A 25,662-nucleotide genomic window follows, 5' to 3' on the forward strand; every position below is an offset into this window, starting at 1 on the left:
ACGGAAAGGTCGCGGCGAATCAGCCCACGGGCCGGTGCCCGTACATCCTGAGGATGAGCAGATGACGCGTCAGGTATGAGGCGAATTCCGGCCATTGGGGGAGACCGCGGGGGCTCGGGTCCGGAGCGGACGGATCCGCTCCGGGGCGCGCGTAGGATCGGCCGGATGCACGACCCCGTACCGCGGCCCCAGGCCCCCGCTCCCCCGCCGCCCGCCGTGCCGCAGGCGGCCGCCGACCCCTTCGTGCGGGTGCGCGGGGCCCGCGAGCACAACCTCCGCGGGGTGGACGTGGACATCCCCCGCGACGCCGTCACGGTCTTCACCGGGGTCTCCGGGTCCGGCAAGTCCTCCCTGGCCTTCGGCACCCTCTTCGCCGAGGCCCAGCGGCGGTACTTCGAGTCCGTGGCCCCGTACGCCAGGCGGCTGATCCACCAGGTCGGAGTCCCCGACGTGGACGAGGTGACCGGCCTGCCGCCCGCGGTCTCCCTGGAGCAGCGGCGCAGCGCCCCCGGCTCCCGCTCCTCGGTGGGCACGGTCACCCTGCTCTCCAACTCCCTGCGGATGCTGTTCTCGCGGGCCGGCACCTACCCGGCCGGGGCGCCGCGGCTGGACTCGGACGCGTTCTCGCCGAACACCCCGGCCGGGGCCTGTCCCGGCTGCCACGGGCTCGGCCTGGTGCACGGCACCACCGAGGAACTGCTCGTACCGGACCCCTCCCTGTCCATCCGCGAGGGGGCGGTGGCCGCCTGGCCGGGGGCCTGGCAGGGCAAGAACCTGCGCGACGTGCTCGACGCCCTGGGCTACGACGTGGACCGGCCCTGGCGGGAACTCGACCCCGCGGACCGGGAGTGGATCCTGTTCACCGGGGAGCAGCCGGTGGTGACGGTCCACCCGGTGCGGGACGCGGACCGGATCCAGCGCCCGTACCAGGGGACGTACACGAGCGCCCGGCGGTACGTGCTGAAGACCTTCGCGGAGAGCCGCAGCACCGCGCTGCGGGCCAGGGCGGAGCGCTTCCTGACCAGCACGGGCTGCCCGGAGTGCGGGGGCCGCAGGCTGCGCCCCGAGGCGCTGGCCGTCACCTTCGCCGGGCGGACGGTCGCCGAACTGGCCGCGCTGCCCCTGACGGAGCTGGCGCAGGTGCTCGCCGGGGAGCGGCGGGCGGCCTCCGGAGCGGGGGCGGAGACCGCGCGGGTGCTGACGGAGGACCTGCTCGCCCGGATCTCCCCCGTCACCGACCTGGGCCTGGGCTACCTCTCCCTGGACCGGACGGCGCCCACCCTCTCGGCGGGCGAGCTCCAGCGGCTGCGGCTGGCGACCCAGCTGCGGTCGGGGCTGTTCGGGGTGGTGTACGTGCTCGACGAGCCCTCGGCGGGACTGCACCCGGCGGACGCGGAGGCGCTCCTCGGGGTGCTGGACCGGCTCAAGGCGGCCGGGAACACGGTGTTCGTGGTCGAACACCACCTGGACGTGGTCCGGCACGCGGACTGGCTGGTGGACGTGGGCCCGCGGGCCGGGGAGCAGGGCGGGCTCGTCCTGCACAGCGGCCCGCCGGCCGCCCTCGCCGGCGTCCCGGAGTCCGCCACCCGCCGCTTCCTGTTCCCGGAGGGCGGCGGGAGGGCCCCGCGGACCGTGCGCGCGCCCCGCGGCCGGATCGCGCTGCGCGGGGTGACCCGGCACAACCTGCGCGCGGTGGACGTGGACTTCCCGCTCGGCGTGCTCACCGCCGTGACGGGGGTGTCCGGTTCGGGGAAGTCCACCCTGGTGGGCCGGGTCCTCGCCGGGGAGGTGGCGGAGCGGATCGCGGCGGACGGCGCCGGCTTCCCGGTGTCCCGGCTGGTGGAGGTGGACCAGAAGCCGATCGGGCGCACCCCGCGCTCCAACCTGGCCACGTACACGGGGCTGTTCGACGCGGTGCGCAAGGTCTTCGCGGCGGCCCCGGAGTCCCGGGCGCGCGGCTACCGGGCGGGCCGGTTCTCGTTCAACGTGCCGGGCGGGCGCTGCGAGACCTGCGAGGGCGAGGGCGCGGTCACCGTCGAGCTGCTGTTCCTGCCGACGGCGTACTCCCCCTGCCCGGACTGCGGCGGCGCCCGCTACAACCCCGAGACCCTGGAGGTGCGGCACGGGGGGCGCACCATCGCGGAGGTCCTGGACCTGACGGTGGACGCGGCGGCGGAGGTCCTCGCCGGGGTCCCCGCGGCGGCCCGCAGCCTGGCCGCCCTGCGCGGGATCGGGCTGGGCTACCTGCGGCTGGGGCAGCCCGCGACGGAGCTGTCGGGCGGGGAGGCGCAGCGCATCAAGCTCGCCGCGGAGCTCCAGCGGCCCCGCAGCGCCCCCACCCTGTACCTGCTGGACGAGCCGACCACCGGCCTGCACCCGGCGGACGTGGAGGTGCTGGCGGCCCGGCTGCACGGGCTGGTGGACGCCGGGCACTCGGTGGTGGTGGTCGAGCACGACATGGCGGTGGCGGCGGACGCGGACTGGGTGATCGACCTGGGTCCGGGCGGCGGCGGTGCGGGCGGCCGCGTGGTGGCCGCGGGGCCCCCGGCGGAGGTGGCTGCGGGCGGCGGGCGCACGGCGCCCTACCTGGCCCGCGCCCTGGCCGGCAGCTGACGGCGGCCGCGGTGGTGAGCTCCGCCGGGAGGCCGGGGCCGCCGGGCCTCAGCGTTCGGAGAGCTCCGTGGGCGCCTCCTGGACCACCCAGCCGTTGCCGTCGGGGTCCTCGAAGGAGAGGAAGGAGTTCCAGGTCTCGCCCCGGCCCTCCGCCCAGCCCTCGGCCCCGACGTGGCGCACCGGGGAGGTCTCCACACCGCGGTCGGTCAGTTCGCGGCGGGCGGCCTCGATGTCCGTGACGCACAGCTGGAGGCCGTGCAGGGTGCCGGGGGCCATCTCCTTGGCCCCGGGCAGCGAGGGCATCCCCTCCAGCAGGGTGATCGAGCAGCGGGAGCCCGGCGGGGTCAGCTGGATGATCCTCATGCCGGGGGCCACCTCGTCGTCCGTGTCGACCTTGAACCCGAGCCGGTCGGCGTAGAACTCCTTGGCGCGGTCCATGTCGGCTACGGGCACGTTGACGACTTCGAGCGTCCAGTTCACGGGGTCCTCCTCGGTCCGTGGTCCGCGCGCGGTTCGGGGCGCGCGGTTCCACCCTCCCCCGGACGGCGGCCTCCCCGCACCCGGAAACGCCGATTCGCCACGGTTCGCCTAGGCTGACGAAGCCCGGTGAACCGTACTTTCCACGGGCAAACTCCAAGGAAAGGGCTGATCTCGTGTCTTCTCGCCTGAACCCCTACATCAGCTTCGCGGGCGAGGCCCGCGAGGCGCTGGAGTCCTACCAGGCGGTGTTCGGCGGCACGCTGCACCTGAACACCTTCGGCGAGTTCGGCGCCGCCGAGGCCGGTGACGCGGCCGACCAGATCATGCACGGGATGCTGGAGACCCCGGCCGGGTTCACACTCATGGCGGCCGACACCCCGCCGGGCATGGACCACCGCCCGGGCAACAACATCTCGGTGAGCGTGAGCGGCGAGGACGCCGGGGAGCTGCGCGGCTACTGGGAGAAGCTGTCGGCGGGCGGCACGGTCACGGTCCCGCTGGAGCAGCAGATGTGGGGCGACGTGTTCGGGATGTGCACGGACCGGTTCGGGATCGTGTGGATGGTCAACATCGTCAGTACGGAGGGCTGACCCGCCGGGGACGCGGGGGCCGCCGCCCGGCACCGCAGGGCCCTACGGTGCGGCGTCCCCCGGCAGCAGGGCCTGCGGGAGCTCCGCGAACCGCCAGCGGCCCCGCTGCCGGGTGAGGGTCCACACCAGGTCGTAGCGGTCGGGCCAGGTGCCGGGGGCGCCCGGCGCCCGGTCGGCGCCCAGGGCCCGGACCAGCCGCGGGATGCCCGCGTGCTCCCAGCAGACGAGGACCGGGCCGGGCGCGGCCAGCACCTGCCGGGCCGCCTCGGCCTCCCGGCCCGCCGGGACCGCGGCGCTGACCCCGGTGCCCAGCTGCTCGGACAGGGTGGCGAGGGTCTGCCGGGAGCGCGCGGGGCCCGCACAGGCGAACAGGGAGGCCGGCTGCGGCAGCCGGGCGCCGCGCACCGGTCCGAAGAGGGCGGGCAGCGCCAGGGCCCGGCGGTGGCCGCGCTCGGCGAGGGAGCCGGGGTCGGGATCGCCGTACTCGTCCGTGCCGGAGCCGCCCGCGTACGGGTGCTCGGCGTGTCCGATCAGCATCACGAGGGCGTCCCGGCCGGTGTCCGCGGCGGCGCCGGGCGGGCCGGGGGCCGGGGCGGCGGGCCGCTGCCCGCCGGCCGAGCAGCCGGCGGCCGCGAGCGGGGCCAGCACAGCAAACACCGCCAGCAGGCTCCGGCGGGGCAGTCCCGCGGGAGCACGGCCGCCGCGGAGGGCCGGGGCGCCCGGCGCTCCGGGCCCGCCCGCCCCGGCGGCGGGCCCGCCGTCCTCCCTGCGGGTCGCCGTACCGGCTGTCGTACCGCCCCACCTGTCGCTGCCCCCGGTGCTGCTGCCCGTGCTCTGGTCCATGGGGGCCACTGTCGGCCAGGCCCGGCGCGCACCCGGTGCGCGGCGCGGTCGGCCCGGGGCCGGTCAGCCGATCGGCCGACTACTGGCGCCGGGCTCCGGGCGCCGGGCGGGGCAGGATGCGGGCAGGCCGCGGGCAGGCCGCGGCCAGGGGGGTGCGCGGGCCGCGGGTCAGCGGCGGGCCTTGCGGGTGGCGCGCAGCCACTCCCTGTTCATCGCGGAGATGGAGGGCAGGGGGATGCCCTTGGGGCAGGCGGTGGCGCATTCGCCGGTGAGGGTGCAGCCGCCGAAGCCCTCCGCGTCCATGGCGGCCACCATGTCCAGTACCCGGGTCTCCCGCTCGGGCGAGCCCTGCGGCAGCACGTTGAGGTGGTTGACCTTGGCGGAGGTGAACAGCATCGCGGAACCGTTGGGGCAGGCCGCCACACAGGCACCGCAGCCGATGCACTCGGCGTGCTCGAACGCCGCGTCCGCGTCGGCCTTGGGCACGGGGGTGGCGTGGGCCTCGGGGGCGGAGCCGGTCGGGACGCTGACGTAGCCGCCGGCCTGGATGATCCGGTCGAAGGCGCCGCGGTCCACGACCAGGTCGCGGACCACGGGGAAGGCGGCCGCCCGCCAGGGTTCCACGTCGATGGTGTCGCCGTCCCGGAAGGAGCGCATGTGCAGCTGGCAGGCGGTGGTGCGCTCGGGGCCGTGGGCGTCGCCGTTGATGACGAGGCTGCACGCCCCGCAGATGCCCTCGCGGCAGTCGTGGTCGAAGGCCACGGGGTCCTCGCCGCGCAGGAGGAGGTCCTCGTTGAGGGTGTCGAGCATTTCGAGGAAGGACATGTCCCGGGAGATGCCGTCGACCTCGTAGGCGACCATGGCGCCCGGTTCGGCGGGGTTCTTCTGGCGCCAGACGCGCAGGTTGAGCCTCATGCGTAGCTCCGCTGGGTGGGGTGGACGTAGGCGAAGGCGAGCTCTTCGCGGTGCAGGACGGGGGCGGCGCCGGGGGCGGTGAACTCCCAGGCGGCGGCGTAGGAGAAGGACGCGTCGTCGCGGGCGGCCTCGCCGTCGGCGGTCTGGGACTCCTCGCGGAAGTGGCCTCCGCAGGACTCCGTGCGGTGCAGGGCGTCGAGGCACATCAGCTCGGCGAGTTCGAGGTAGTCGACGATGCGGTTGGCCTTCTCCAGGGTCTGGTTGAACTCGGCTCCGGTGCCGGGTACCTTGACGCGGCGCCAGAACTCCGCGCGGATCTCGGGGATGCGGGCCAGCGCCTTGCGCAGCCCGGCCTCGGTGCGGGCCATCCCGCAGTACTCCCACATGAGTTCGCCGATCTCGCGGTGGAAGGAGTCCGGGGTGCGGTCGCCGTCCACGGCGAGCAGCCGTGCGATGCGCGCGCGGGTCTCCGCGAGGGCCTCCTCGGAGGCCTGTGCGAGGCCGGGGTCGGCGGCGCCGGGGCCGGCCGCGGGGTGGCGGGCCAGGTAGTCGTTGAGGGTGGCGGGCAGGACGAAGTACCCGTCGGCGAGGCCCTGCATGAGGGCGGAGGCGCCGAGCCGGTTGGCGCCGTGGTCGGAGAAGTTGGCCTCTCCGACGGCGAACAGGCCGGGCACGGTGGTCTGGAGGTCGTAGTCCACCCACAGGCCGCCCATCGTGTAGTGCACGGCGGGGTAGATCCGCATGGGGACCTCGTACGGGTCCTCGGCGGTGATCCGCTCGTACATCTCGAAGAGGTTGCCGTACTTCTCGGCCACCTTCTCCCGGCCCATGCGGCGGATGGCGTCGGCGAAGTCGAGGTAGACCCCCTGGCCGCCCGGTCCGACCCCGCGGCCCTCGTCGCAGACGTTCTTGGCGGCGCGGGAGGCGATGTCGCGGGGGACGAGGTTGCCGAAGGCGGGGTAGAGGCGCTCCAGGTAGTAGTCGCGCTCCTGCTCCGGGATCTCGGCGGCCGGGCGGGTGTCGCCCTGGGCGCGGGGGACCCAGATGCGGCCGTCGTTGCGCAGGGACTCGCTCATCAGCGTCAGCTTGGACTGGTGGTCGCCGGTGCGCGGGATGCAGGTGGGGTGGATCTGGGTGAAGCAGGGGTTGCCGAAGTACGCGCCGCGCCGGTGGGCCCGCCAGACGGCGGTGGCGTTGGAGTTCATGGCGTTGGTGGAGAGGTAGAAGACGTTCCCGTAGCCGCCGGTGGCCAGGACGACGGCGTCGGCGTGGTGGGTGGTGATCCCGCCCGTCACCAGGTCGCGGGCGACGATCCCGCGGGCCCGGCCGCCCGCGGTGACCAGGTCGAGCATCTCGGTGCGGGCGTGCATCTCCACGTTCCCGGCCGCGATCTGGCGCGACAGGGCCTGGTAGGCGCCGAGCAGGAGCTGCTGGCCGGTCTGGCCGCGGGCGTAGAAGGTCCGGGAGACCTGGACCCCGCCGAAGGAGCGGGTGTCGAGGAGGCCCCCGTACTCGCGGGCGAAGGGGACGCCCTGGGCCACGCACTGGTCGATGATCTCGACCGAGATCTGCGCGAGGCGGTGGACGTTGGACTCGCGGGCGCGGAAGTCCCCGCCCTTGACGGTGTCGTAGAAGAGGCGGTGCACCGAGTCGCCGTCGTTGCGGTAGTTCTTGGCGGCGTTGATGCCGCCCTGGGCGGCGATGGAGTGGGCGCGGCGCGGGGAGTCGGAGTAGCAGAACTGCACGACCCTGTAGCCCTGTTCGGCGAGGGTGGCCCCGGCGGAGGCGCCGGCGAGTCCGGTGCCGACGACGATGACGGTGTACTTGCGCCGGTTGGCGGGGTTGACGAGTTTCGCCTCGAAGCGGCGGCGGTCCCAGCGCTCGGCGATGGGCCCTTCGGGCGCCCTGGTGTCGGCGACGGGGTCGCCCTCGGTGTACTGCGCGTACGTGCTCATGGTCAGTTCACCACTCCGGTCATGACGGCGACGGGGACGGAGGCGAACCCGGCGAAGAGGACGAGGGCCAGGGCGCCGGCCGCGGTGCGCAGGGCCCGGTCGCGGCGGGCCCGGCCCGCGCCGAGGGTCTGGGCGGCGGCCCAGAGGCCGTGGCGCACGTGCAGGGCGAGGGCCGCGACGGCGAGGAGGTAGACGGTGTTGCCGTACCAGGTGGAGAAGGTCGCGAGGACGTTCTCGTACGGGTGTCCCGCCCAGGCGCGTTCGTTGACCGTGAGGGTGGTCAGGTCGAGGATGTGCCAGACGATGAACAGGCCGAGGATCACCCCGCCCCAGCGCATGGTGCGGGTGGCGTAGCCCGCCCGGCGGCGCTTGTGCGCGTACCCGACCGGGCGGGCGCGCAGGTCGCGGCGGCTGAGCTGGTACGCGGAGACGGCGTGCGCGGCCACGGCGGCGACGAGGAGCACGCGGACCCCCCACAGGGCCCACTCGTAGTGGAGGAAGGGCGCGCCGAGGGTGCGCAGCCAGTGGGCGTAGCCGTTGAACTCCGCCGGTCCGAAGAAGATCTTCAGGTTGCCCAGCATGTGCGCGACCAGGTAGCCGAGCATGACCAGTCCGGAGACCGCCATGACGGCCTTCTTGCCGACGGTCGAGCGCCAGAACCCGGGGGCCGGGGGGCGCGGGGTGCGCGGGGTGGTGGACGGCCGGGGGGCGGTCCGCGGTGCCAGAGCCATGGGTACGACGCTAGGGACCGAAGACCCGAAAGGTCCAAGACATGATCCGGCTCATGTCCATAGGATGGATCTATGGAAGCGTAGGGTGGCGCCATGCAGTTCCAGCAGCTGGTCTACTTCGTGGCCGTGGCCGAGACCCGGCACTTCACCCGGGCCGCCGAGCGGGTGCACGTGGCGCAGCCCTCGCTCTCCCAGCAGGTCAAGGCGCTCGAACGGGAGCTGGGGGCCGAGCTGTTCAGCCGGGCGCGCGGCAACATCTCCCTCACCGAGGCCGGCGAGGCGCTCCTGCCGCTGGCCCGGCGGATCCTCGCCGACGCCGACACCGCCCGGCTGGAGGTGCAGGAGCTGGCGCAGCTGCGGCGGGGCCGGGTCCGGCTGGGGGCGACGCCGAGCCTGTGCACGGGCCTGCTGCCGGAGGTCCTGCGCACCTTCCACTCCGCGCACCCGGGGATCCGCCTGCTGGTGCAGGAGAGCGGCTCCCTGGACCTCGTACGGGAGCTGGCGCGCGGGGCGCTGGACCTGGCGCTGATCGCCCTGCCGCTGCCGCCGTCGGCGCCGGCGCTGACGACGGTGGAGCTGCTCACCGAGGACCTGGTGGTGGTCTCCGCGGCGGACCGGCCGGACCCCGGGGGCGGGGGGCCGCTGCCGGTGCGGGCCCTGCGCGGGCATCCGCTGGTGATGTTCCGGCACGGCTACGACCTGCGGGAGCTGACGGTCGCCGCGTGCCGGGCGGAGGGCTTCGAGCCGGCGTTCACGGTGGAGGGCGGGGAGCTGGACGCGGTGCTGGGGTTCGTGCGGGCGGGGCTGGGGGTGGCGGTGGTGCCGGAGATGGTGGCGGAGCGGGCGCGGCCGGCGCTGCGGGTGACCCCGCTGGCGGGGTCGCCGCTGCGGCGGACGATCGCCCTCGCCCACCGGACGGACGTGGCGCCGCCGCGGGCGGCCCGCGAACTGATGCGGGTCCTCCTGCCTCCGGCCGACCACTGACCCCGGGTCCCGCTGCGCGGGGCCTGTTCCCCACCCCGCCCCTTCCCGAAACCGGGGGCAAGCCCCCGGACCCCCGGACCGCGCGCTCCGCGCCCGGTGCGCTCAAACGCCGCGCGGGCTGGATTTGCGCAGCAAATCCCAGCCCCCCCCCCGGCGCTTGAGGCGCGGGGTCTGGGGCGGAGCCCCAGGAACAGGGACGCGCGGTCAGGTCGGGACGGCGTCCGCCATGGAGAGGGCGTGGATGCGGTCCGGGGCGCCGGGGCGCGCGTAGTACCAGCCCTGGGCCGTATCGCAGCCGAGCGCCCTCAGCTGCGCCGCCTGCGCCCCGGTCTCCACCCCCTCGACGGTGACGGCGAGTTCGAGGCTGTGGGCCAGCGCCACGATGCCCTCGACGATCTTCACGTCCACGGGGTCCGCCGGCAGCCTCTGCATCCCCTGCGTGAAGGAGCGGTCCAGCTTCAGGACGCTGACCGGCAGCCGCCGCAGGTTGGCGAGGTTCGAATAGCCCGTACCGAAGTCGTCGAGCGCGATGTCCACGCCGAGGGCCGCCAGCCGCCGCAGCGGTTCGAGGAGTTCGTCGTCCGCGCCGATCAGGGCGGACTCGGTGACCTCGAGGCACAGGGCCCCGGGGGCCAGCCCCGAGCTCTCCAGGACGCGGACGGTGTCCGCGACCAGGCCGGGGTGGTGCAGCTGGGTCGGGGAGAGGTTGACGTTGATGCGCAGGGGCCCGCCCCGCTCGCGCTGCCAGGTGCGGGCCTGGCGAACCGATTCCTCCAGCACCCACCGCCCGAGCGGCACGATCAGCCCGGTCCGCTCGGCGAGCGGGATGAAGCGGTCGGGTCCGAGCACCCCGTACTGCGGGTGCGACCAGCGCACCAGCGCCTCCGCCCCGTGCACGCTGCCGTCGTTGAGGTGCACGAGCGGCTGGTACTCGATGAAGAACTCGCCCCGCTCCAGGGCCGCGGGCAGCGCGTTGGTGAGCCCGTGCCGGGTGATGGCCCGCGCGTCGGCCTCGGCGTCGGCGACCTCGAAGCGGTTGCCGCCCGCACCCTTGGCCCGGTACATCGTGATGTCGGCGCTGCGCAGCACCTCGGCCGGGCCGCGCTCCCCCGCCGGCCCCTCGACGATGCCGACGCTGCCGCGCACGGTCAGCTCGCGGCCCTCCAGCCGGACGGGGGCGGACAGGGCGGTGAGGATGCGCACGGCGAGGTCGGTGACGTCCTCCGGGCCTGACGCTGCGGTGGTGAGGGCGACGAACTCGTCGCCGCCGAGCCGGGCCACCATCTCGCCGGGCCCGGTGGCGCAGCTCTGGAGCCGGTCGGCGACCTCCACCAGCAGCCGGTCGCCCGCGGAGTGGCCCATGCTGTCGTTGACGGCCTTGAACCCGTCCAGGTCCAGGTAGCACAGGCCGAAGCGGGAGTCCTTCCCGGCGGCGAGGGCCTTCTCCAGGCGCTCGAAGAACAGGGTGCGGTTCGGCAGTCCGGTCAGGGCGTCGTGGGTGGCCTCGTAGCGCAGCCGCAGGGTGAGCAGCCGGCGCTCGGTGGTGTCCTCCATCAGGGCGAGCTGGTACTGCGGCTTGCCCTCGGCGTCGCGCAGCAGGGACACCGTCAGATTGGTCCAGAGCACGGTCCCGTCGTGCCGGTAGTACGGCTTCTCGACGTGGTAGCTCTCGCGTTCGCCTCGGACGAGTTCGCCGTACATCTTCCAGACGTGGGGGGTGTCCTCGGGGTGCTGCCAGTCGCCGACGTTGCGGCCGCGGACGTGCCCCTCCAGTCCGCCGAACATGCGGGTGAGGGCCTCGTTGACCTCCAGGACGTTGCCGTCGAGGTCGGCGATGCCGATGCCGACGGCCGCGCCCTCGAACACCGCGCGGAAGCGGGCCTCGCTGGCGTGCAGGGCCTCCTGGGCGTCGGTGCGGGCGTGCAGCGCGGAGCGGGCGATGGCCTCCTGCTCGCTGAGGGTGCGCTCGCGCAGGGCCCGGGCGAACCCGGCCGCCAGGGCGTGCTGGATGCGGGCGCAGCGGGCCCGGTACTCCTCGGCGGCCTCGCGCTCGCCGGGGCCGCAGTACAGGACGAGGTACGACTCGATGACCCCGAGCGTCTGGGAGAGCGCGTCGGGGTCGGTGCAGTGCGCGGCGATCAGCTCGGCGCCGACCCGCTGGGCGGGCGAGGGGTCGAAGGGCTGGGCGGCGAGCGCGGCGGAGAGGGTGCGGACCAGGGGGACGAGGTGGACCTCCAGCTCCTGGCGGGTGAGGGAGGTGGCGGTGACGGGGAAGATGGCCCGGCTCCAGATCCGCGCGAAGCGCTCGATCCGGTCCTCCGGCCCGTCGGGGGACACCGCGGGCCCCCCGGAGTGCGCGGGCTGCGCCGACTGCCCGGGGAGTCTCACGCCTTGCGTCCCACACCCGCGAAGCCCGCGAAGGCGTACGGGTCCTCGGCCGGGCCGGCCGCCTCGGCGGCGCCGTCCTCCCCGGCGGCGGCAGCGGGCGCACCGGCCGGCTCGGCCGGGTCGAGCGGGTCGGGGCGCCACAGGGGCATGGGCACGACCCCCGGCTCGAGCAGCTCGAAGCCCGCGAAGAAGCCGGTGACCTCCTCGCGGCTGCGCATCACGAGGGGGTTGCGGGAGTCCCGGTAGACCTGCACGGTTCCGCCGGCCACCTCGCGGGGCAGCGGGATGCCCTCGTACGAGGCGTGGGTGAGGACGATCAGGCTGCCCGGGGCCAGCGCGTCGCGCAGGGCGGCGACGGCGGCGCGGGGCTCGTCGGCGTCCTCCAGGAAGTGCAGCACCGCGACGAGCAGCAGGGCCACGGGGCGGTCGAGGTCGAGGAGTCCGGAGACCTCGGGGCTGCCGAGGATCTCGGCGGGCTTGCGGAGGTCGGCGGGGACGATGGCGCTGCGGTCGTCCCCGGCCAGGACGGCCCGGCTGTGGGCGACGGCCACCGGGTCGTGGTCGACGTACACGACGCGCGCCTCGGGGCTCAGGGACTGGGCTACTTCGTGGACGTTGCCGAAGGTCGGGATGCCGGAGCCGATGTCGAGGAACTGGGTGACGCCCCCGGCCACCGCGTGGCGGACGGCGCGGCGCATGAATGCCCGGTTCGCCTGCATGATCTTGGGGAGGCCCGGCATGAATTCCATGGCCCTGCGGGCCGTCTGCCGGTCGACCTCGAAATTGTGGGAGCCGCCCAGGTAGTAGTCGTAGATACGGGACACGCTCGGCACGGATATGTCGATGCCGGGCGGTGCCCAGTCCGGGCGCTCCATCACGGTCTCCAAGGCTTGGTCGTTCGGCTGTCCGAGCAGAATCTACTGATCATTGCCCAACCGGGCGAGCCAAAGCGGAAATTGGCGGTCCGTTCTTCGTCACACACCAAAGGCACGTGCACGTACTCCCGCCCCCTTTGACCGAATCCGACACATCCCTTTTGGGGATTAACGACCGCGCCTCAGATCCCGACCGTCTTTGGCTCAAACCTATCCGGTGCAAAGATCGCACGATCAGGCGAATCAGCGGCGGTCGCCGCGTGCACGGGAGGCCGCGGGCCCATGCTCCCCGGGTGAACAGACCCACTGCCAGACGGGTGACGGCGGTCTCGGTCCTGCTGTGGGCCGCGCTGTCCGTCGCTCCCGCCGTGGCCGATAGCTGTGCCTGCGCCTCGGTCTCCGGCGCGGGCCTCCCGGTCACGGCCCACGCCGCCGCGGGCGGCGCCGAGTTATCCGGGCGTGGCGGCAATCACAGCCGCAGCGGCGCCGCGGAGAGCTCCGGCATCCCGGACGCTTTCGGCAGGGACCGGGGCAAAGGCGGGGACAAGGGCAAGGGCCGGGGCCGCGGCCGGTGCCGCGGGAAGGGCCACGGGCACTGCACGTGCCACGGCAAGGGGCACGGCAAGGGGCACGGGCACTGCACGTGCCACCGCCCGTGCCCGCCCGAGCCGAAGCCCACCCCGACTCCGACCCCGAAGCCCACGCCCACCCCGAAGCCGACCCCGACGCCCAAACCCACCCCCAAGCCCACCCCCACGCCGACGCCCACGCCGACGCCCACGCCCACTCCCCCGCCGAAGCCCACGCCGCCGCCGCAGAAGCCCGCGCCCAGGCCGGTGCCCAAGCCGAAGCCCCCGCAGCCGGAGCCCCCCGCCCCGCGCCCGACGCCGCCGCAGACCCGGCCCGCGCCCGCGCCGCCCGTGGTCCGCGCCCAGCCGGCCCCGCCGCCGCCCGTGCGCCCCTCGGCCACCCCGGCGCCGGCGCCCTCGGCCACCCGGGAGATCCCGCGGCCCGCCTACCGGGCCCCGGCCCGGAAGCTGCCGCAGCACAGCATCTCGCCGGTGACCTTCACCCTGCTCGCCACGGCGCCCGCGGTACTCGCCATCGCCGCACTGCGGCCGCGCTGACCGCCGCGAACCGCACGCCCCGCACGGCCGGTACGCCCTGCACTACCCGTACGCCCCGCGCCCTGCGCACCACCCGCACCACCCGTCCCGTTCCCCCGGCTCCCCGACCCATCCCTTCCGGAGACACCCTTGTCGCAATGGCTCGTCCTGACGCTCGCGATGCTGGCGGCCTGCACCGTGGTCCTGTCCATCGCCTTCCTCAACCACCGGCGGATCGGCGAGGACGACGACCCGACGGAGACCCCCGACGTCATCGAGTACATGACGATGATGATCGGCGTGATCTACGCGATCGTGCTGGGCCTGGCCATCGCCGGGGTCTGGGAGGCCCGCGGCGCCGCACAGGAGACCGTCCGCGCGGAGGCCCAGGCACTGCACGAGGTCAGCGTGCGCGCCCGGGTCTACCCCGCGCCCGTCCGCGACCGGATCCGCGCCGACGTGGACGCGTACGTCTCGTACGTGGTCGACACCGAGTGGAAGGTGATGGCCGACGGCGGCGGGGTGACCGACCGCGGCACGGCCCTGCTGGACAGGGTCCGCCGGGACGTCACCGACTACGAGCCGAAGACCGACCACGAGGGGCAGGCGTACCAGCCGCTGGTGGACCAGGTGGCCGCGGCGGACGACGCCCGCAGCTCACGGGCCGAGGGGGCCAGCGAGACCATGCCCGGGGTGGTCTGGTTCGGCCTGATCACCGGCGCGGTGGTGACCGTCGGGCTGGTCTTCACCCTCCAGATCCGCCGGTCCTTCCGGGAGATGCTGCTCGCCGGGCTGTTCAGCGCGCTGATCGCGTTCCTGCTCTTCCTCATCTGGAACTTCGACGCGCCCTTCGGGCGGGGGGTCGCCGCGACCGTAGACCCCTTCCTGCGCCACTTCCCCCACCTCGGGGACTGACGGGACGACGGGCGGGCCGCGCCTGCTCCCCCACACGGAGCACACCGGTCCCCCGTTCGCCTGACCCTGATCGCGGGTCACCGGCCCGCCACCTAGCGTGGCGGGCATCGAGGTGCACTCCCCCCACATGTGGAACCGGTTTCCGCAGCTGCTCCTCGGGGACCCGGAGGATTCATCATGCGTGCGATACGCACCGCTTCCACTCTTCTCGCCGCGGGCTCCGCCGCCGCGGTGCTGGCCTTCGCGGCGCCCGCCGCCGCGGCCGGCACCGGCAGCGGCAGCGGCTCCGCGGCCCAGCCCATCACCTCGTTCGGCTTCGCCATCACCCCCTCGACGGTGCGGGCCGGCGGCCAGGTGACCCTCACCGTCACCGGCTGCGACGCCTCCTACGCCACCGCCTCCTCCGGGGTCTTCGACACCGTCAGCATCCCCAAGGGACAGCCCGTCCGCGTGACCGTGGACCGCGACGCCCGCCCCGGCGCCCGCTACTCCGTCTCGTTCACGTGCAGCGCGGAGACCGGTTCGGCCGACCTGACGATCGCCACCTCCAGCACGCCCACGACCAGCTCCACCACGGTGGCCGGGGTCCGCGGCGGACTGGGCGGCAGCGTGGCGGGGGCGAACCCGCTGGAGATCGCCGGCGGAGCCGCGCTCTTCCTCGCGGCGGCCGCCGGGACCACCTTCGTCCTGCGCCGCAAGGTCGCCTCCCGGCTGCACTGACGCCGCGGCCCCGCGGGGACCGGCAGGAGACGATCCAGCCCGGAGCCCCGGGTCCCCGAGGGGGACCCGGGGCTCCGGGCTGTGCGGCCGGCCCCCGGCCGGCCCGTGGTGCTCCCCGGGCGGCTGCGCCCGGGGAGCGCTCAGACCCCGGCGCGGCGGCGGCGCATGACGTACACGCCGGCGCCGAGTGCGGCCGTGCCCACGAGGCCCGCGCCGATGGCGGTCTCGGCGGTGGTCGGGCCGAAGGAGCCGCCGATACCGCCCTGGGCGCCGTTGCCGCGCAGCACCCGGAACTCGTGGGTGCCGGTGCCGTTGCTGCCGTGGCAGCGGACGGTCAGCGTGTGGGTGCCCGGGGTGGCGTCGTCGAAGATGCGGACCGTCGCGAAGCCGATGCGGCCCGAGGAGAGCGGGGTGTCCCGGAAGTTGCCGCGCGAGGAGACGGTCCCGCCCTCGCGGCAGCCGGTGGCGCTGACGTCCATCCGGGCCCCCTGGTGCACGCTGAGCGGGTTGACGGTGATGTCGCGCGGGACGTGGTGGCCGTCACCGCCGCCGTTTCCGCCGCCGCCGTTGCCGCCGCCGGGCGAGCCGCCCGCACTGGCAAGGGGGGCCGCTACGGCAAGGGCGGCGAACGCGACGGCGGTCACCGGGAGAAGGCGTGCAGCACGCATGGTGGAACCTCCTGCGGAAAGGCGCCCCGGGGCAGTGGCCACGGGATGATCGACGAGTACGCCTCCCATGACGAACCATCAGGGACCGCTGCGGCGCCCGCATTCCGGACGGGACGGGGCCTTGGGCCGCAAGGCTGAGGCGACACGCCGAGCGGATCTGACGGTTGTGCAGGTCACGGGCCGTCAGGGGATTTGTGTGATGTTTACTCGGATGGCTGCATCCCTCCCCGCCCCCGTCCGGTCCGCCGCGCTCCCCCGCCACTCGTTCGCCCCGCCCCGGTCGCCGCCGCCGCGGCCCGGCCCTACGTTGCCTGGAGGAGGGGGCACAGAACGCGGGATGGGACCCCGCGTCGGGAAGGGAGAGCCATGACCGGGGACGAGACCGAGCAGCAGCCGAGGCGGCGCTCCCCCTGGGGAGTGCTGGCGCTGGTCATGCTCACCGGCCTCGCCATGATCAGGAACGGTGCGGACACGGAGACCGGTCCGCCCCAGCCCGCCGCGGCCGCCGCGGTCGGAGTCCACCCGCAGACGCTCGCCACGGCTGCGCCCACCCCGCCCGCCGGCATGGAGGTGCTCGAGCACTCGACGGTCGACCGCATCAGGATCCCCACCCTCAACGTGGACGCCCCCGTCATGGCCGTGGGGCTGGACGCGGAGGGCTGGATCGACGCCCCGCCGCCCCAGGACCCCAACCTCGCCGGCTGGTACCTGAACGGCATCGCCCCGGGCCAGCGCGGTTCGGCGGTGGTCGTGGGGCACGTGGACAACCAGCGCGGACCCGCCGTCTTCTTCGGCCTCGGCTCCATCCGCAAGGGCGACCGCGTCGAGGTGTCGCGCTACGACGGGCGCACCGCGGTCTTCGAGGTGTACGGGGTCGAGGTCTTCTCGAAGGACGACTTCCCCGGACCCCGGGTCTACGGGGACACGGGCCACCCGGAGCTGCGGGTGATCACCTGCGGCGGCGGCTACACCAAGGCGAAGGGGTACGACGGAAACGTGGTCGTCTTCGCCCGCATGGTGGAGACCCGCTAGCGGCAGGGGAGTTGCGGGGTGCGCCCCGGTGCGGCGGGAGTCCGTCGCACCGGGGCGCACCCGTGCCCGTACGCCGGGCCGCTACCGGCGGGGCGGCAGCTCCGGCAGGGTCATCCGGTAGCCGCGGTCCAGCAGCCGGGGCAGGTAGCTGCGCAGGGCGGCGACGCTCTGGGTGCGGTCGCCCCCGGCGTCGTGCGAGAGGACGACCACGCCGGGCGCGGCGCCGCGCAGGACGCGGCGGACGATGGCGTCGGTGCCGGGCTCCTGCCAGTCGAGGGTGTCGACGGTCCAGGCCAGGGGTTCCATGCCCAGTTCCGCGCCGATCTCGAACGCGGCGCGGTTCCAGGCCCCGTACGGGGCGCGGAACCACGCAGGGGCGCTGCCGGTGATCCGCTCGACGGTCTCGCTGGTGCGGCCGATCTCGCGGGCGATGCCGGGCCGGCTCAGCTTGGGGATGAGCGGGTGGCTCCAGGTGTGGTTGCCGATGACGTGGCCCTCGTCGGCCATCCGGCGGACCAGCGCGCGGTGTTCGGCGGCCATCTCCCCGCAGACGAAGAACAGGGCGCGGACGCGGTACCGGGCGAGGGTGTCGAGGATGCCCGGGGTGTAGCGGGGGTCGGGGCCGTCGTCGAAGGTGAGGACCATGTCGCGGTCGCCGGGCGGGACGCCGAGCAGCGGCCGGGTGCGGACGGGCGGCCGGGCGGGGAGGCTGCGGGGCGGCAGCTCGTCGTACATCGGGCGGAGCCGGTAGCTGGAGGGCAGTCGGGGGCGGGCGGCCTGCGGGGGGCCGGCGGCGGGCGGCGGGAAGGCCGGGGTCCCCGCTCCGTGCCCGCGGGGGCCGGCCGCACCGGCGGGCCCGGTCGGCGCGGGTCCGGGCGGGCCGGGGGTGAGGGCCTCTCCCCCGGCGAGCAGCCCGGCGGCCGCGGCGGCTCCGAGGAACGCGGTGGCGCGGCGCAGCAGCACCCGGCGCCCCGGAGTAGGCTCTTCAGATTTCATTACCAACAGCTCGCACGCCCGACAGCGTGGAGCGGACATCGACACTGGTCAAGCCCCCCGGGCGGCCTTGGAATGCACCCGTTGGGATCAGCGGGGCGGACGGCTCAGTGGCGGCGCACCAGGGGGAACGGCAGCGTCTCGCGGATCGTCAGCCCCGTCAGGAACATGACGAGCCGGTCGACCCCGATGCCCAGTCCGCCGGTGGGCGGCATGGCGTATTCGAGGGCGTCGAGGAAGTCCTCGTCGATCTCCATGGCCTCGGGGTCGCCGCCCGCGGCGAGCAGGGACTGGGCGGTGAGGCGGCGGCGCTGCTCGACGGGGTCGGTGAGCTCGGAGTAGGCGGTGCCCAGTTCGGTGCCGAAGGCGACGAGGTCCCAGCGCTCGGCGAGGCGGGGGTCGCGGCGGTGCTGGCGGGTGAGCGGGGAGACGTCCGTGGGGAAGTCCTTGTAGAAGGTGGGCAGCTGGGTGCGCTCCTCCACGAGCCGCTCGTACATTTCGAGGACGACGTCGCCGCGGGTGTCCTCGGGGGTGTGGGGGACCCCGGCGCGGTCGCAGAGCCTGCGCAGGACGTGCTCCCCGGTGTCGGCGTCCACCTCCTCGCCGAGGGCCTCGCTCACGGCCCCGTACAGGGTCTTCACCGGCCAGGGTCCCGAGATGTCGTGGACGGCGAGCTTTCCGTCCGGGCCCGCCTTGTGGGCGACGGGCGAGCCGAAGGCGGCGGTGGCGGCGCCCTGGATCAGCTCGCGGGTCAGGTCGAGCATGACGTCGTAGTCCGCGAAGGCCTGGTAGGCCTCCAGCATCGTGAACTCCGGGTTGTGCTTGTACGAGACGCCTTCGTTGCGGAAGGTGCGGCCCATCTCGAAGACCTTCTCCATGCCGCCCACGCAGAGCCGCTTGAGGTACAGCTCGGGGGCGATGCGCAGGTAGAGGTCGAGGTCGTAGGCGTTGATGTGGGTGGTGAAGGGGCGGGCGTTGGCGCCGCCGTGGATCTGCTGGAGCATCGGGGTCTCGACCTCCAGGTAGCCGCGGTCCAGCAGCCCCTGGCGCAGCGCCTGGACGGCGGCGGACCGGGCCCTGACCACGTCGCGGGCCTCCGGGCTGGCCACCAGGTCGAGGTAGCGGCGGCGGACCCGGGCCTCGGGGTCGGACAGGCCCTTGCGCTTGTCGGGCAGCGGGCGCAGGCACTTGCCGGTGAGCTGCCAGGAGCGGACGAGGACGGAGGGCTCGCCGCTGCGGCTCGCGGTGACCGCGCCGGTGGCGACCACGTGGTCGCCGAAGTCCACGTCGGAGGTGAAGGAGGCGAGGGCCTGCGGTCCGGAGCCGTCCCGGGTCAGCATCAGCTGGAAGTCCCCGGACCAGTCGCGCAGGACGGCGAAGACCACCCCGCCGAGGTCGCGCACGACCATCACCCGGCCGGCGACGGTCACCTCCCCGCCGGCCGCGGGCCCGGAGTGCGTACGGCGCAGTTCGGCGAGGGTGTGGGTGCGCGGGGGGATGCCGACGGGGTACGGGTCGGTGCCCGCGGCCCGCAGCCGGTCGAGTTTGCGGTGGCGGACGCGGACCTGCTCGGGGAGTCCGGCGGCGGCGTCCCCGGCGGCCTCCTCCCCGCCCTCCGCGGCCAGGCCGAGCTGGTCGATGGGCGGCAGGCCCGCGGTGGTGGCGGGCGCGGTGACCCCGGAGGGGTGCCCCTTGCCCCAGAGCTTGCGCAGGCTCGGTACGGAGACGAAGCCCTCCGCGATCCCGCTGGCGAGGCTGATCCGGGCCAGGGAGCCGGCGTCCCCGTAGCAGAGCATCCGGGGGTACCACTCGGGCCCGTACTTCACGTTGGAGCGGTAGAGGGCCTCCAGCTGCCACCAGCGGGAGAAGAACAGCAGCAGCCTGCGCCACAGCCGCAGCACCGGTCCGGCGCCGATGCGGGCGCCCTCCTCGAAGACGGAGCGGAAGACGGCGAAGTTCAGGGAGACCCGCCGGATGCCGAGCCGGGGGGCGGCGGCGCACAGGTCGGCGACCATGAACTCCACGACCCCGTTGGGCGCCCTGCGGTCGCGGCGCATCAGGTCGAGGGAGATGCCGTCCCTGCCCCAGGGGACGAAGGACAGCAGGGCGATCAGGTTCCCGTCGGTGTCGAAGGCCTCGACGAGCAGGCAGTCCCCGTCGGCGGGGTCGCCGAGCCGGTCGAGGGCCATGGAGAAGCCGCGCTCGGTCTCGGTGTCGCGCCAGGTGTCGGCGCGGTCGATGATGCGGTTCATCTCCTCATCGGTGAGGGCGGAGTGGCGCCGGATGCGGGTGGTGCAGCCGGCCCGCTTGACGCGGTTGACGGCCTGCCGGGTGACCCGCATGTCGCGGCCGTCGAGGTCGAACTGCGCCACGTGCAGGATCGCCTCGTCGCCCAGCTGGAGGGCGCCGAGCCCGGAGCGGGCGTAGGCCGTGGCCCCCTCCTCGGAGGCGCCCATCACGGCGGGCGCCCAGCCGTAGGTGCGGGCCACGTCGAGCCAGGCGTCCACGGCCGGGGTCCAGGCCCCCGGGTCGCCCACCGGGTCCCCGCTGGCCAGGCAGACCCCGGCCTCCACGCGGTACGTCACGGCCGCCTTGCCGTTCGGCGCGAACACCACGGCCTTGTCGCGGCGGGTCGCGAAGTAGCCCAGGGAGTCGTTGCGCCCGTACGCCCCGAGGAGGGCGCGGATCCGGGCCTCCTCGTCCCCGTGCAGGGCGGCCGTCAGGCGCTGGGAGCGGAAGAGGGTGGCGGCGGCGTTGAGGAGGGCGAGGGCGCCGAAGAGGCCGAGCAGGAAGTACAGGGGCCGGGGCGGGCGGCCGTCGAACTGCCGGGCGGAGAAGAGCCCGCCGAAGACCTGCTTCGCCGACCAGTCGAGCCACTGCCCGCGGGGCAGGGTGCCGGGCCAGATCGCGACGAGCCCCCAGCCGACGAGTACGGCGGCCAGCAGCCCGAGCCCGAGCACCAGCAGCGCCCGCCAGAAGGCCCCCGGCCGGGAGGCGGCGTCGAACTCCCCGCGGGCCGCGACGAGCACCGCCATGGCGGCCACGGCGATGGCGAACGAGCAGGCCGAGACGACGTAGTCCCCGTCCGTGAAGAAGACCACGTCCACGAGGACCAGCAGGGTCAGGTACGCGACGACGATCCACCAGGCGACCTTCTTGCGGGCGCCGAGCGCGGCCGCGAGGAGGAAGAGGAAGACGGCGTAGGCGAGGTTCCCGCTGACCGGGACGACGAAGTCGTCGAGGAAGCGGACGACGGGGCGCAGGAGGCGGCGCAGGCCGGGTGAGAGCGCGAGGAGGGCGCAGAGCAGGCCGAGGGCGCCGAAGAAGGCGCCGAAGGCGTCGGGGACGCGGTTGAGGAAACGTTTCCGCGCACCGGGGGCGGTGCCGCCTCCGCCGCCCGTGCCGCCCCCGGCCTGCGCGGCCGCCCCCCGCGCGCCGCCGCCGCGCCCGCCGTCGACCCCCGGATCCCGCGTCCCGCTCGCACGCACGCTCATGCTTGGCACTCTAAGGAGCACCACGCCACGGCGCGCGCCGGAACCCGGGCCTCCTCCGCTGCGCGGGGCTTGTTCCCCACCCCGCCCCTCCCCGATCCCGGGACTCCGCCCCGGACCCCGTTTCCGTGCGCTCCGCGCCCGGCGCGCTCAAACGCCGCGCGGGCTGGGATTCGCTCCCCTGAGCCGGAAAAGTGCAGCATCGCAATCCAATCCGCCGTGGTGCCCGGCCGAGGCCTTGGACCCGGGAGATTCGGGCCCCGGGCGGGGACCCACCGGGCCGGCAGCCACACCACCCGACACCCCGCACCCGACCCGCCGGCCCCAGCCATTCCCAGCCCCGCCAGGGGGTCCCCCCCCGGACGAAGTCCGGGGGAGCTTGAGGCGCGGGGGCGCGGGGGCGGAGCCCCCGCTTCGGGCAGGGACGGGGTGGGGGAAGGGCTCCGCGCAGCGGATGGGCCGGTTGCCCCGGGCCCGGGCGGGGAAGTGGGAGGGCATCGGGGCCTGGGGAGGCCCCCGATCGGGGGTGGGCATCGTGACGTGGCGGAACGGCATCCCGGACCGCGCAGGCCCGTACAGGCTGATCCGCGAACTGGGCGTCGGCGGCATGGGCGGCGTCTACCTGGGCGAGACCGATGCCGGCGAACCGGCAGCCGTCAAGTTCCTCCTTCCCGAGCACCTCGACAACGAGAAGCTCCGCAAGCGCTTCCTCCGAGAGGTGGACACCTCGAAGCAGCTCCGCGGCCGCAGCATCGTCCCTTTCCTCGCCGCGGAGCCGGAGGCACCCGTGCCCTGGCTGGCCACGAGGTACGAGAGCGCTCCGACGCTGGGCGCCCTCGTACACGGCCGAGCTGCCGACGGTGGCGGTGTCCTCGAGGAGGACCGGCTGTACCGGCTGGGGGCCGACCTGGCCGAGGTACTGGTGTACATCCATCGGCGACGCCTGGTGCACCGGGACATCAAACCGAGCAATGTGCTGATGGCCGACCCGGCCCTGCTGATCGACTTCGGCCTGGTCAAACCCCTCGACCGGTCTTCGATCACTGAGGCCGACGCCCGGATGGGCTCCGTCCCGTACATGGCGCCGGAGCAGCTCGAGGCCCGTGCTGTCGAGCCCGCGACGGATGTGTGGGGGCTGGGCGGGCTGCTGGTGTTCGCGGCCTGCGGCCACCCGCCCTTCGGCTACGGCGAGATGGACGAGCTCCGCAAACGGGTGCACCGCGAGCGCCCCCGCCTCGACGGGGTGCCGGCCCGGCTGCGCCCGGTGGTCGCGGCCTGCCTGGCGAGGGATCCCGCCCGGCGCCCGTCTGCCGACCGCCTCGTAGCGGCGCTGCACCTGCGCGACGGCTGGGCGGATGCGGTCCCCGTGCCGCGCCGCGGCCACGGGGCGGCGGCCCTCCCCGGGGACGGCCGGACACCCGGCCCCGATCCGGTACCGCGTGTTCCGTCCGAGTCGGTACCGCCCACGCAGGCCGATCCGCTACCGCCTACAAGGGCCTATCCACGCCCCGGCCGCACCGGCGGAGACCGGGTTCCCGGCGGCCTGCCGTCGACCGAGTCCTCCGCCCCCGCGCGCCGTACCCTCCGGGACCCGGTCCCGTCCGGGGGGAGCGCACCCGCCGAACGGGAGGCCGGGGCCGCGCCGCCACCCGCGGACGGGCCGAAGGGGCCCGACCCGGCGCCCGGTCAGCCGACGGCCGCGCCGCCTCGCGTGGCCGGGCCACCGCCTCGGCACCCCCGCCGGATGCGCGTGTGGGCCGCGCCGTCACGCGCGGACCGGCCGGGCGTGACGTTCACACCCGTGCCCGGGAACCCGTCCCGCATGAGCTTCAGGTTCGCCTGCTTCACGGCGCTGCTGTGCGTCGCCGTCGCGGCCGGTGGTGCGATCGCCCTGTCCGGGGTCGGGCAGGGGTTCGCGTCCGGTGCGGCTGCCGCGTTCGGGTGGACCCTGCCCCTCGCCGCCTGTGCGGGGCTGAACCGCCTCCGGCAGCGGTAGGCCGTCATTTCCTGCGGCCCGCCCCGGGCAGTCACCCGGCCAGCCGCCCGGTCATCGGGCGCCGGTCACCGCCCCTCCGTCAGGCCGTCCGCGGCCGCCCCGCGCCCCAGGACCGCCCCGCGGATCGACGCGCGGGCCTCGCGGTAGTCCGTGCGGTCCGGGGACTCGGCCAGGGCGGCCGGCAGGTGGACCAGGCGGCCCGCATCGGTGTCCATCAGCTGCGGGACGAACTCCGCCTTCACCACCCGCCACCGCGCCCCCGCCGCGGCGGGCGGCTCGAAGCGGAAGCGGGCCAGGGAGCCCTGGTTGCCGCGCGGGTCGAAGGATCCGGAGTGGTTGACCATGCGGCCGGAGATCTGGTCGCCCATCCCGTAGACGATCCACGAGCCGTTGACCTTCTCGTAGGCCTGCGGGACGTGGGCGTGGGTGCCCAGGATCATGTCGATGTCGGGGCGGCCGCCCGTCTTCGCGGCGGTCAGGGAGCGGCCCAGGGCCACCTGGGTGCCGTCGGCCTCCGTCTGCCACTCCGTGCCCCAGTGAAGACTGACGAGGACCACGTCGGCACCGGCCTTCCGGGCGGCGCGCGCGTCGGCGAGGATCTCCTTCTCCTCCATCAGGTTGACGGCCCAGGGGCGGCCCTCCGGCATCGGGTAGCCGTTGGTGTCGTACGTGTAGGCCAGGTGGGCGACCTTGGCGCTGCCCGCGGTGTACAGGCGCACCCGGGCGGCCTCCTCGGCGGTCCGGGCGGAGCCCGCGTGTCCGAGGCCGGCCCGGTCGAAGGCGTCGAGGGTGCGGGCGAGGCCCTCGGCGCCGTCGTCCAGGGTGTGGTTCGAGGCGGTGGAGCAGCCGTCGTAGCCGGTGGCCTTGAGGGCCTCGGCGATCTGGGGCGGGGACGTGAAGGCCGGGTAGCCGGTGAAGGGGCCGCCGTCCTTCCCGTAGACCGTCTCCATGTGGCACAGGGCCAGGTCCGCCGCCGAGACCACCGGCCGGACCGCGGCGAACATCGGCTTGAAGTCGTAGCCGTCGCCGTCCGCGTCCGCCGCGGCCCTGCGGATGACGGAGTCGTGCGGGAGGACGTCCCCGCTGGCGACCAGGGTGAACCCGCGGGCCGCCGCCGATCCCGCGGCGGCCGGGGGGCGCTGCCCGCCGGGGGGTTCGGCCAGCCGGGCGGGGGCCTGCCCGGCGCCGCTGCAGCCCGCCGCGGCGGCGGCCAGGACAGCGGCGAGGGCCGCGAGGACCACCGCGGGCGGTGGTCCGCCGCGGCGTGCGCGACGTGTGGTCAGCCGGTTCGGTCCGGTCATCTGCCCGACTCCCCGTTAGTAGGACTATCCGATCTTCACAGTCCAGATGAATCCATCTACGGAGAAGCGGAAAGTCAAGGAGCCGTCCCGTCCGCACCGCCGGATCCGACCCGTACGGAGCCCCGCCCCCGCCCAGCCCCTCCCGCCGCCCCTCCCCGACCGTTCGGCGCACCGATCGACCGCTCACCGCGGCCCCCGCCCGTCCGCCGGACCCCCGCAGCCGCTCGGGGGCGCGGCCCGTACCGGACGGTTCCCGCCCGACCGGCCGCAGGTCAGGGTGGGTGCGCCGGGGCAGGCCCGGCGGCTGCGGGCCCGCGGAGGGAGCCACCGGTGAGCACGTGCACGGTCCTCGGACGAACGGAACGAACGGAACGCACAGAACGAGCGGAACGAGCGCCACGAACGGAGCCGGCGGGACGGCCGGAGCGGACAGAACAGCCGGGACGGCCGGAGGGGTCAGAGCGCTCGGAGCCCTCAGACCGGTCCCAGCGATCGGGGCGGTCCGACGCGGCAGCCCTCGCCTCCCTCCAGCGGGAGCACGGCCGGGCCCTGTTCGGATTCCTGCTCGGACTCGCCGACGGGGACGCGCAGCGCGCCGAGGACCTGGTGCAGGAGACCCTGGTACGGGCCTGGCAGCACCCGGAGGTCTGGGACAGCGGCCACGCCTCCATGCGCCCCTGGCTGTTCACCGTCGGCCGCCGGCTGGCCATCGACGCGCGGCGGGCCCGGCTCGCCCGACCCCGGGAGGTGGACGCCGAGGCCCTGGACCTGGCCCCCGCCGCCGCGGACCCGGCCGCCGACCCGGCTGCGGGCGCGGTCACCGCCCTCGACGTGCGCCGGGCCGTCGGCTCCCTGGGCCGCGAGCACCGGGACGTGCTCGTCGAGGTGTACTTCCGCGACCGCTCGGTGAGCGAGGCGGCCCGCGAGCTCGGCATCCCGGCCGGCACGGTCAAGTCGCGTACGTACTACGCCCTGCGCGCGCTGCGGCAGGGCCTCCCCGGCTACGGGCGTTCGTAGCCTGCGCCGTTCGGCTGACCGGAACCGTCCGCATTCGCACCGTTTCCGA

At 74.9% G+C, this 25,662-nt stretch carries 20 protein-coding genes; 9 read left to right on the forward strand and 11 right to left on the reverse strand.

What is annotated here, in order from left to right:
* Nucleotides 1-165: 165 nt before the first annotated feature.
* Entirely contained in the window at nt 166-2,613 is a 2,448-nt protein-coding gene (locus ACZ7JZ_RS12165; RefSeq protein WP_470936779.1) for an excinuclease ABC subunit UvrA, read from the forward strand.
* 48 nt (nt 2,614-2,661) lie between these two features.
* On the opposite strand, the gene ACZ7JZ_RS12170 is transcribed toward ACZ7JZ_RS12165, so the two are convergent.
* Nucleotides 2,662-3,093: a VOC family protein gene (locus ACZ7JZ_RS12170; protein ID WP_470936782.1), complete on the reverse strand. Its 432-nt coding sequence runs from the start codon at nt 3,091-3,093 to the stop codon at nt 2,662-2,664.
* A 173-nt stretch (nt 3,094-3,266) separates the two neighbouring features.
* On the opposite strand from ACZ7JZ_RS12170, the gene ACZ7JZ_RS12175 reads away from it, so the two are divergent.
* Entirely contained in the window at nt 3,267-3,683 is a 417-nt protein-coding gene (locus ACZ7JZ_RS12175) for a VOC family protein (RefSeq protein ID WP_470936785.1), read from the forward strand.
* A gap of 42 nt (nt 3,684-3,725) precedes the next feature.
* On the opposite strand, the gene ACZ7JZ_RS12180 is transcribed toward ACZ7JZ_RS12175, so the two are convergent.
* The 4 genes from ACZ7JZ_RS12180 to ACZ7JZ_RS12195 all read right to left on the reverse strand — a co-directional run bounded on the left by ACZ7JZ_RS12180 (nt 3,726) and on the right by ACZ7JZ_RS12195 (nt 8,127).
* Nucleotides 3,726-4,526, reverse strand: coding sequence for a hypothetical protein (locus ACZ7JZ_RS12180; protein ID WP_470936788.1), 801 nt, complete (start codon nt 4,524-4,526; stop codon nt 3,726-3,728).
* Between the two features lie 168 nt (nt 4,527-4,694).
* The gene (locus tag ACZ7JZ_RS12185) at nt 4,695-5,441 is read right to left on the reverse strand and encodes a succinate dehydrogenase/fumarate reductase iron-sulfur subunit (RefSeq protein WP_470936791.1); all 747 of its coding nucleotides are present in this window, start codon (nt 5,439-5,441) and stop codon (nt 4,695-4,697) included.
* Complete coding sequence (locus tag ACZ7JZ_RS12190; protein ID WP_470936794.1) at nt 5,438-7,396, reverse strand: fumarate reductase/succinate dehydrogenase flavoprotein subunit; 1,959 nt, start codon at nt 7,394-7,396, stop codon at nt 5,438-5,440. Before ACZ7JZ_RS12190 ends, ACZ7JZ_RS12185 begins: the two co-directional genes overlap by 4 nt.
* A gap of 2 nt (nt 7,397-7,398) precedes the next feature.
* Nucleotides 7,399-8,127 carry a succinate dehydrogenase gene (locus tag ACZ7JZ_RS12195; RefSeq protein WP_470936797.1) on the reverse strand — a complete coding sequence of 243 codons (729 nt, stop codon included), beginning with the start codon at nt 8,125-8,127 and terminating at the stop codon, nt 7,399-7,401.
* 93 nt (nt 8,128-8,220) lie between these two features.
* Between ACZ7JZ_RS12195 and ACZ7JZ_RS12200 the strand changes: the two genes are divergently transcribed.
* The gene (locus tag ACZ7JZ_RS12200) at nt 8,221-9,111 is read left to right on the forward strand and encodes a LysR family transcriptional regulator (RefSeq protein WP_470936800.1); all 891 of its coding nucleotides are present in this window, start codon (nt 8,221-8,223) and stop codon (nt 9,109-9,111) included.
* 204 nt (nt 9,112-9,315) lie between these two features.
* Here ACZ7JZ_RS12200 and ACZ7JZ_RS12205 read toward each other — a convergent pair whose 3' ends face one another.
* Nucleotides 9,316-11,499 carry a putative bifunctional diguanylate cyclase/phosphodiesterase gene (locus ACZ7JZ_RS12205; RefSeq protein WP_470936803.1) on the reverse strand — a complete coding sequence of 728 codons (2,184 nt, stop codon included), beginning with the start codon at nt 11,497-11,499 and terminating at the stop codon, nt 9,316-9,318.
* Nucleotides 11,496-12,374: an SAM-dependent methyltransferase gene (locus ACZ7JZ_RS12210; protein WP_470937422.1), complete on the reverse strand. Its 879-nt coding sequence runs from the start codon at nt 12,372-12,374 to the stop codon at nt 11,496-11,498. The genes ACZ7JZ_RS12205 and ACZ7JZ_RS12210 overlap by 4 nt, the downstream gene beginning before the upstream one ends.
* A gap of 836 nt (nt 12,375-13,210) precedes the next feature.
* Here ACZ7JZ_RS12210 and ACZ7JZ_RS12215 point away from each other — a divergent pair.
* From ACZ7JZ_RS12215 to ACZ7JZ_RS12225, 3 genes are all read left to right on the forward strand, one after another.
* Nucleotides 13,211-13,501: a hypothetical protein gene (locus tag ACZ7JZ_RS12215; protein WP_470936805.1), complete on the forward strand. Its 291-nt coding sequence runs from the start codon at nt 13,211-13,213 to the stop codon at nt 13,499-13,501.
* A gap of 129 nt (nt 13,502-13,630) precedes the next feature.
* Nucleotides 13,631-14,395 carry a bestrophin-like domain gene (locus tag ACZ7JZ_RS12220; protein WP_470936808.1) on the forward strand — a complete coding sequence of 255 codons (765 nt, stop codon included), beginning with the start codon at nt 13,631-13,633 and terminating at the stop codon, nt 14,393-14,395.
* A gap of 177 nt (nt 14,396-14,572) precedes the next feature.
* A complete protein-coding gene (locus tag ACZ7JZ_RS12225) occupies nt 14,573-15,115 on the forward strand; it encodes a hypothetical protein (protein WP_470936811.1) in 543 nt (180 codons plus the stop codon).
* A gap of 140 nt (nt 15,116-15,255) precedes the next feature.
* Here ACZ7JZ_RS12225 and ACZ7JZ_RS12230 read toward each other — a convergent pair whose 3' ends face one another.
* Nucleotides 15,256-15,783 (reverse strand): hypothetical protein, encoded by a 528-nt coding sequence (locus ACZ7JZ_RS12230; RefSeq protein ID WP_470936814.1) that lies wholly within the window; start codon nt 15,781-15,783, stop codon nt 15,256-15,258.
* 366 nt (nt 15,784-16,149) lie between these two features.
* On the opposite strand from ACZ7JZ_RS12230, the gene ACZ7JZ_RS12235 reads away from it, so the two are divergent.
* Nucleotides 16,150-16,815 carry a class F sortase gene (locus ACZ7JZ_RS12235; protein WP_470936817.1) on the forward strand — a complete coding sequence of 222 codons (666 nt, stop codon included), beginning with the start codon at nt 16,150-16,152 and terminating at the stop codon, nt 16,813-16,815.
* An 81-nt stretch (nt 16,816-16,896) separates the two neighbouring features.
* Here the strand turns inward: ACZ7JZ_RS12235 and ACZ7JZ_RS12240 are convergent, their stop codons facing one another.
* Nucleotides 16,897-17,811 (reverse strand): polysaccharide deacetylase family protein, encoded by a 915-nt coding sequence (locus ACZ7JZ_RS12240; RefSeq protein ID WP_470936820.1) that lies wholly within the window; start codon nt 17,809-17,811, stop codon nt 16,897-16,899.
* A gap of 104 nt (nt 17,812-17,915) precedes the next feature.
* Entirely contained in the window at nt 17,916-21,302 is a 3,387-nt protein-coding gene (lysX, locus tag ACZ7JZ_RS12245) for a bifunctional lysylphosphatidylglycerol synthetase/lysine--tRNA ligase LysX (RefSeq protein WP_470936823.1), read from the reverse strand.
* Nucleotides 21,303-21,834: 532 nt separating this feature from the next.
* On the opposite strand from lysX, the gene ACZ7JZ_RS12250 reads away from it, so the two are divergent.
* The gene (locus tag ACZ7JZ_RS12250; protein ID WP_470936826.1) at nt 21,835-23,295 is read left to right on the forward strand and encodes a serine/threonine-protein kinase; all 1,461 of its coding nucleotides are present in this window, start codon (nt 21,835-21,837) and stop codon (nt 23,293-23,295) included.
* Nucleotides 23,296-23,360: 65 nt separating this feature from the next.
* Here the strand turns inward: ACZ7JZ_RS12250 and ACZ7JZ_RS12255 are convergent, their stop codons facing one another.
* Nucleotides 23,361-24,596: a CapA family protein gene (locus ACZ7JZ_RS12255; RefSeq protein ID WP_470936829.1), complete on the reverse strand. Its 1,236-nt coding sequence runs from the start codon at nt 24,594-24,596 to the stop codon at nt 23,361-23,363.
* Nucleotides 24,597-24,926: 330 nt separating this feature from the next.
* Between ACZ7JZ_RS12255 and ACZ7JZ_RS12260 the strand changes: the two genes are divergently transcribed.
* Nucleotides 24,927-25,613: a sigma-70 family RNA polymerase sigma factor gene (locus ACZ7JZ_RS12260; protein ID WP_470936832.1), complete on the forward strand. Its 687-nt coding sequence runs from the start codon at nt 24,927-24,929 to the stop codon at nt 25,611-25,613.
* Nucleotides 25,614-25,662: the final 49 nt, after the last annotated feature.

The sequence above is a fragment of the Streptomyces sp. NPDC038213 genome, assembly GCF_055600495.1.

What these genes read in the sequence shown, in the direction of transcription:
- ACZ7JZ_RS12200 (WP_470936800.1), top strand. Translation starts at nt 8,221, where the DNA reads ATGCAGTTCCAGCAGCTGGTCTACTTCGTGGCCGTGGCCGAGACCCGG.
- ACZ7JZ_RS12180 (WP_470936788.1), bottom strand. Translation starts at nt 4,526, where the DNA reads ATGGACCAGAGCACGGGCAGCAGCACCGGGGGCAGCGACAGGTGGGGC.
- ACZ7JZ_RS12185 (WP_470936791.1), bottom strand. Translation starts at nt 5,441, where the DNA reads ATGAGGCTCAACCTGCGCGTCTGGCGCCAGAAGAACCCCGCCGAACCG.
- ACZ7JZ_RS12230 (WP_470936814.1), bottom strand. Translation starts at nt 15,783, where the DNA reads ATGCGTGCTGCACGCCTTCTCCCGGTGACCGCCGTCGCGTTCGCCGCC.
- ACZ7JZ_RS12240 (WP_470936820.1), bottom strand. Translation starts at nt 17,811, where the DNA reads ATGAAATCTGAAGAGCCTACTCCGGGGCGCCGGGTGCTGCTGCGCCGC.
- ACZ7JZ_RS12255 (WP_470936829.1), bottom strand. Translation starts at nt 24,596, where the DNA reads ATGACCGGACCGAACCGGCTGACCACACGTCGCGCACGCCGCGGCGGA.
- lysX (WP_470936823.1), bottom strand. Translation starts at nt 21,302, where the DNA reads ATGAGCGTGCGTGCGAGCGGGACGCGGGATCCGGGGGTCGACGGCGGG.
- ACZ7JZ_RS12210 (WP_470937422.1), bottom strand. Translation starts at nt 12,374, where the DNA reads ATGGAGCGCCCGGACTGGGCACCGCCCGGCATCGACATATCCGTGCCG.
- ACZ7JZ_RS12195 (WP_470936797.1), bottom strand. Translation starts at nt 8,127, where the DNA reads ATGGCTCTGGCACCGCGGACCGCCCCCCGGCCGTCCACCACCCCGCGC.
- ACZ7JZ_RS12235 (WP_470936817.1), top strand. Translation starts at nt 16,150, where the DNA reads ATGACCGGGGACGAGACCGAGCAGCAGCCGAGGCGGCGCTCCCCCTGG.
- ACZ7JZ_RS12165 (WP_470936779.1), top strand. Translation starts at nt 166, where the DNA reads ATGCACGACCCCGTACCGCGGCCCCAGGCCCCCGCTCCCCCGCCGCCC.
- ACZ7JZ_RS12225 (WP_470936811.1), top strand. Translation starts at nt 14,573, where the DNA reads ATGCGTGCGATACGCACCGCTTCCACTCTTCTCGCCGCGGGCTCCGCC.
- ACZ7JZ_RS12190 (WP_470936794.1), bottom strand. Translation starts at nt 7,396, where the DNA reads ATGAGCACGTACGCGCAGTACACCGAGGGCGACCCCGTCGCCGACACC.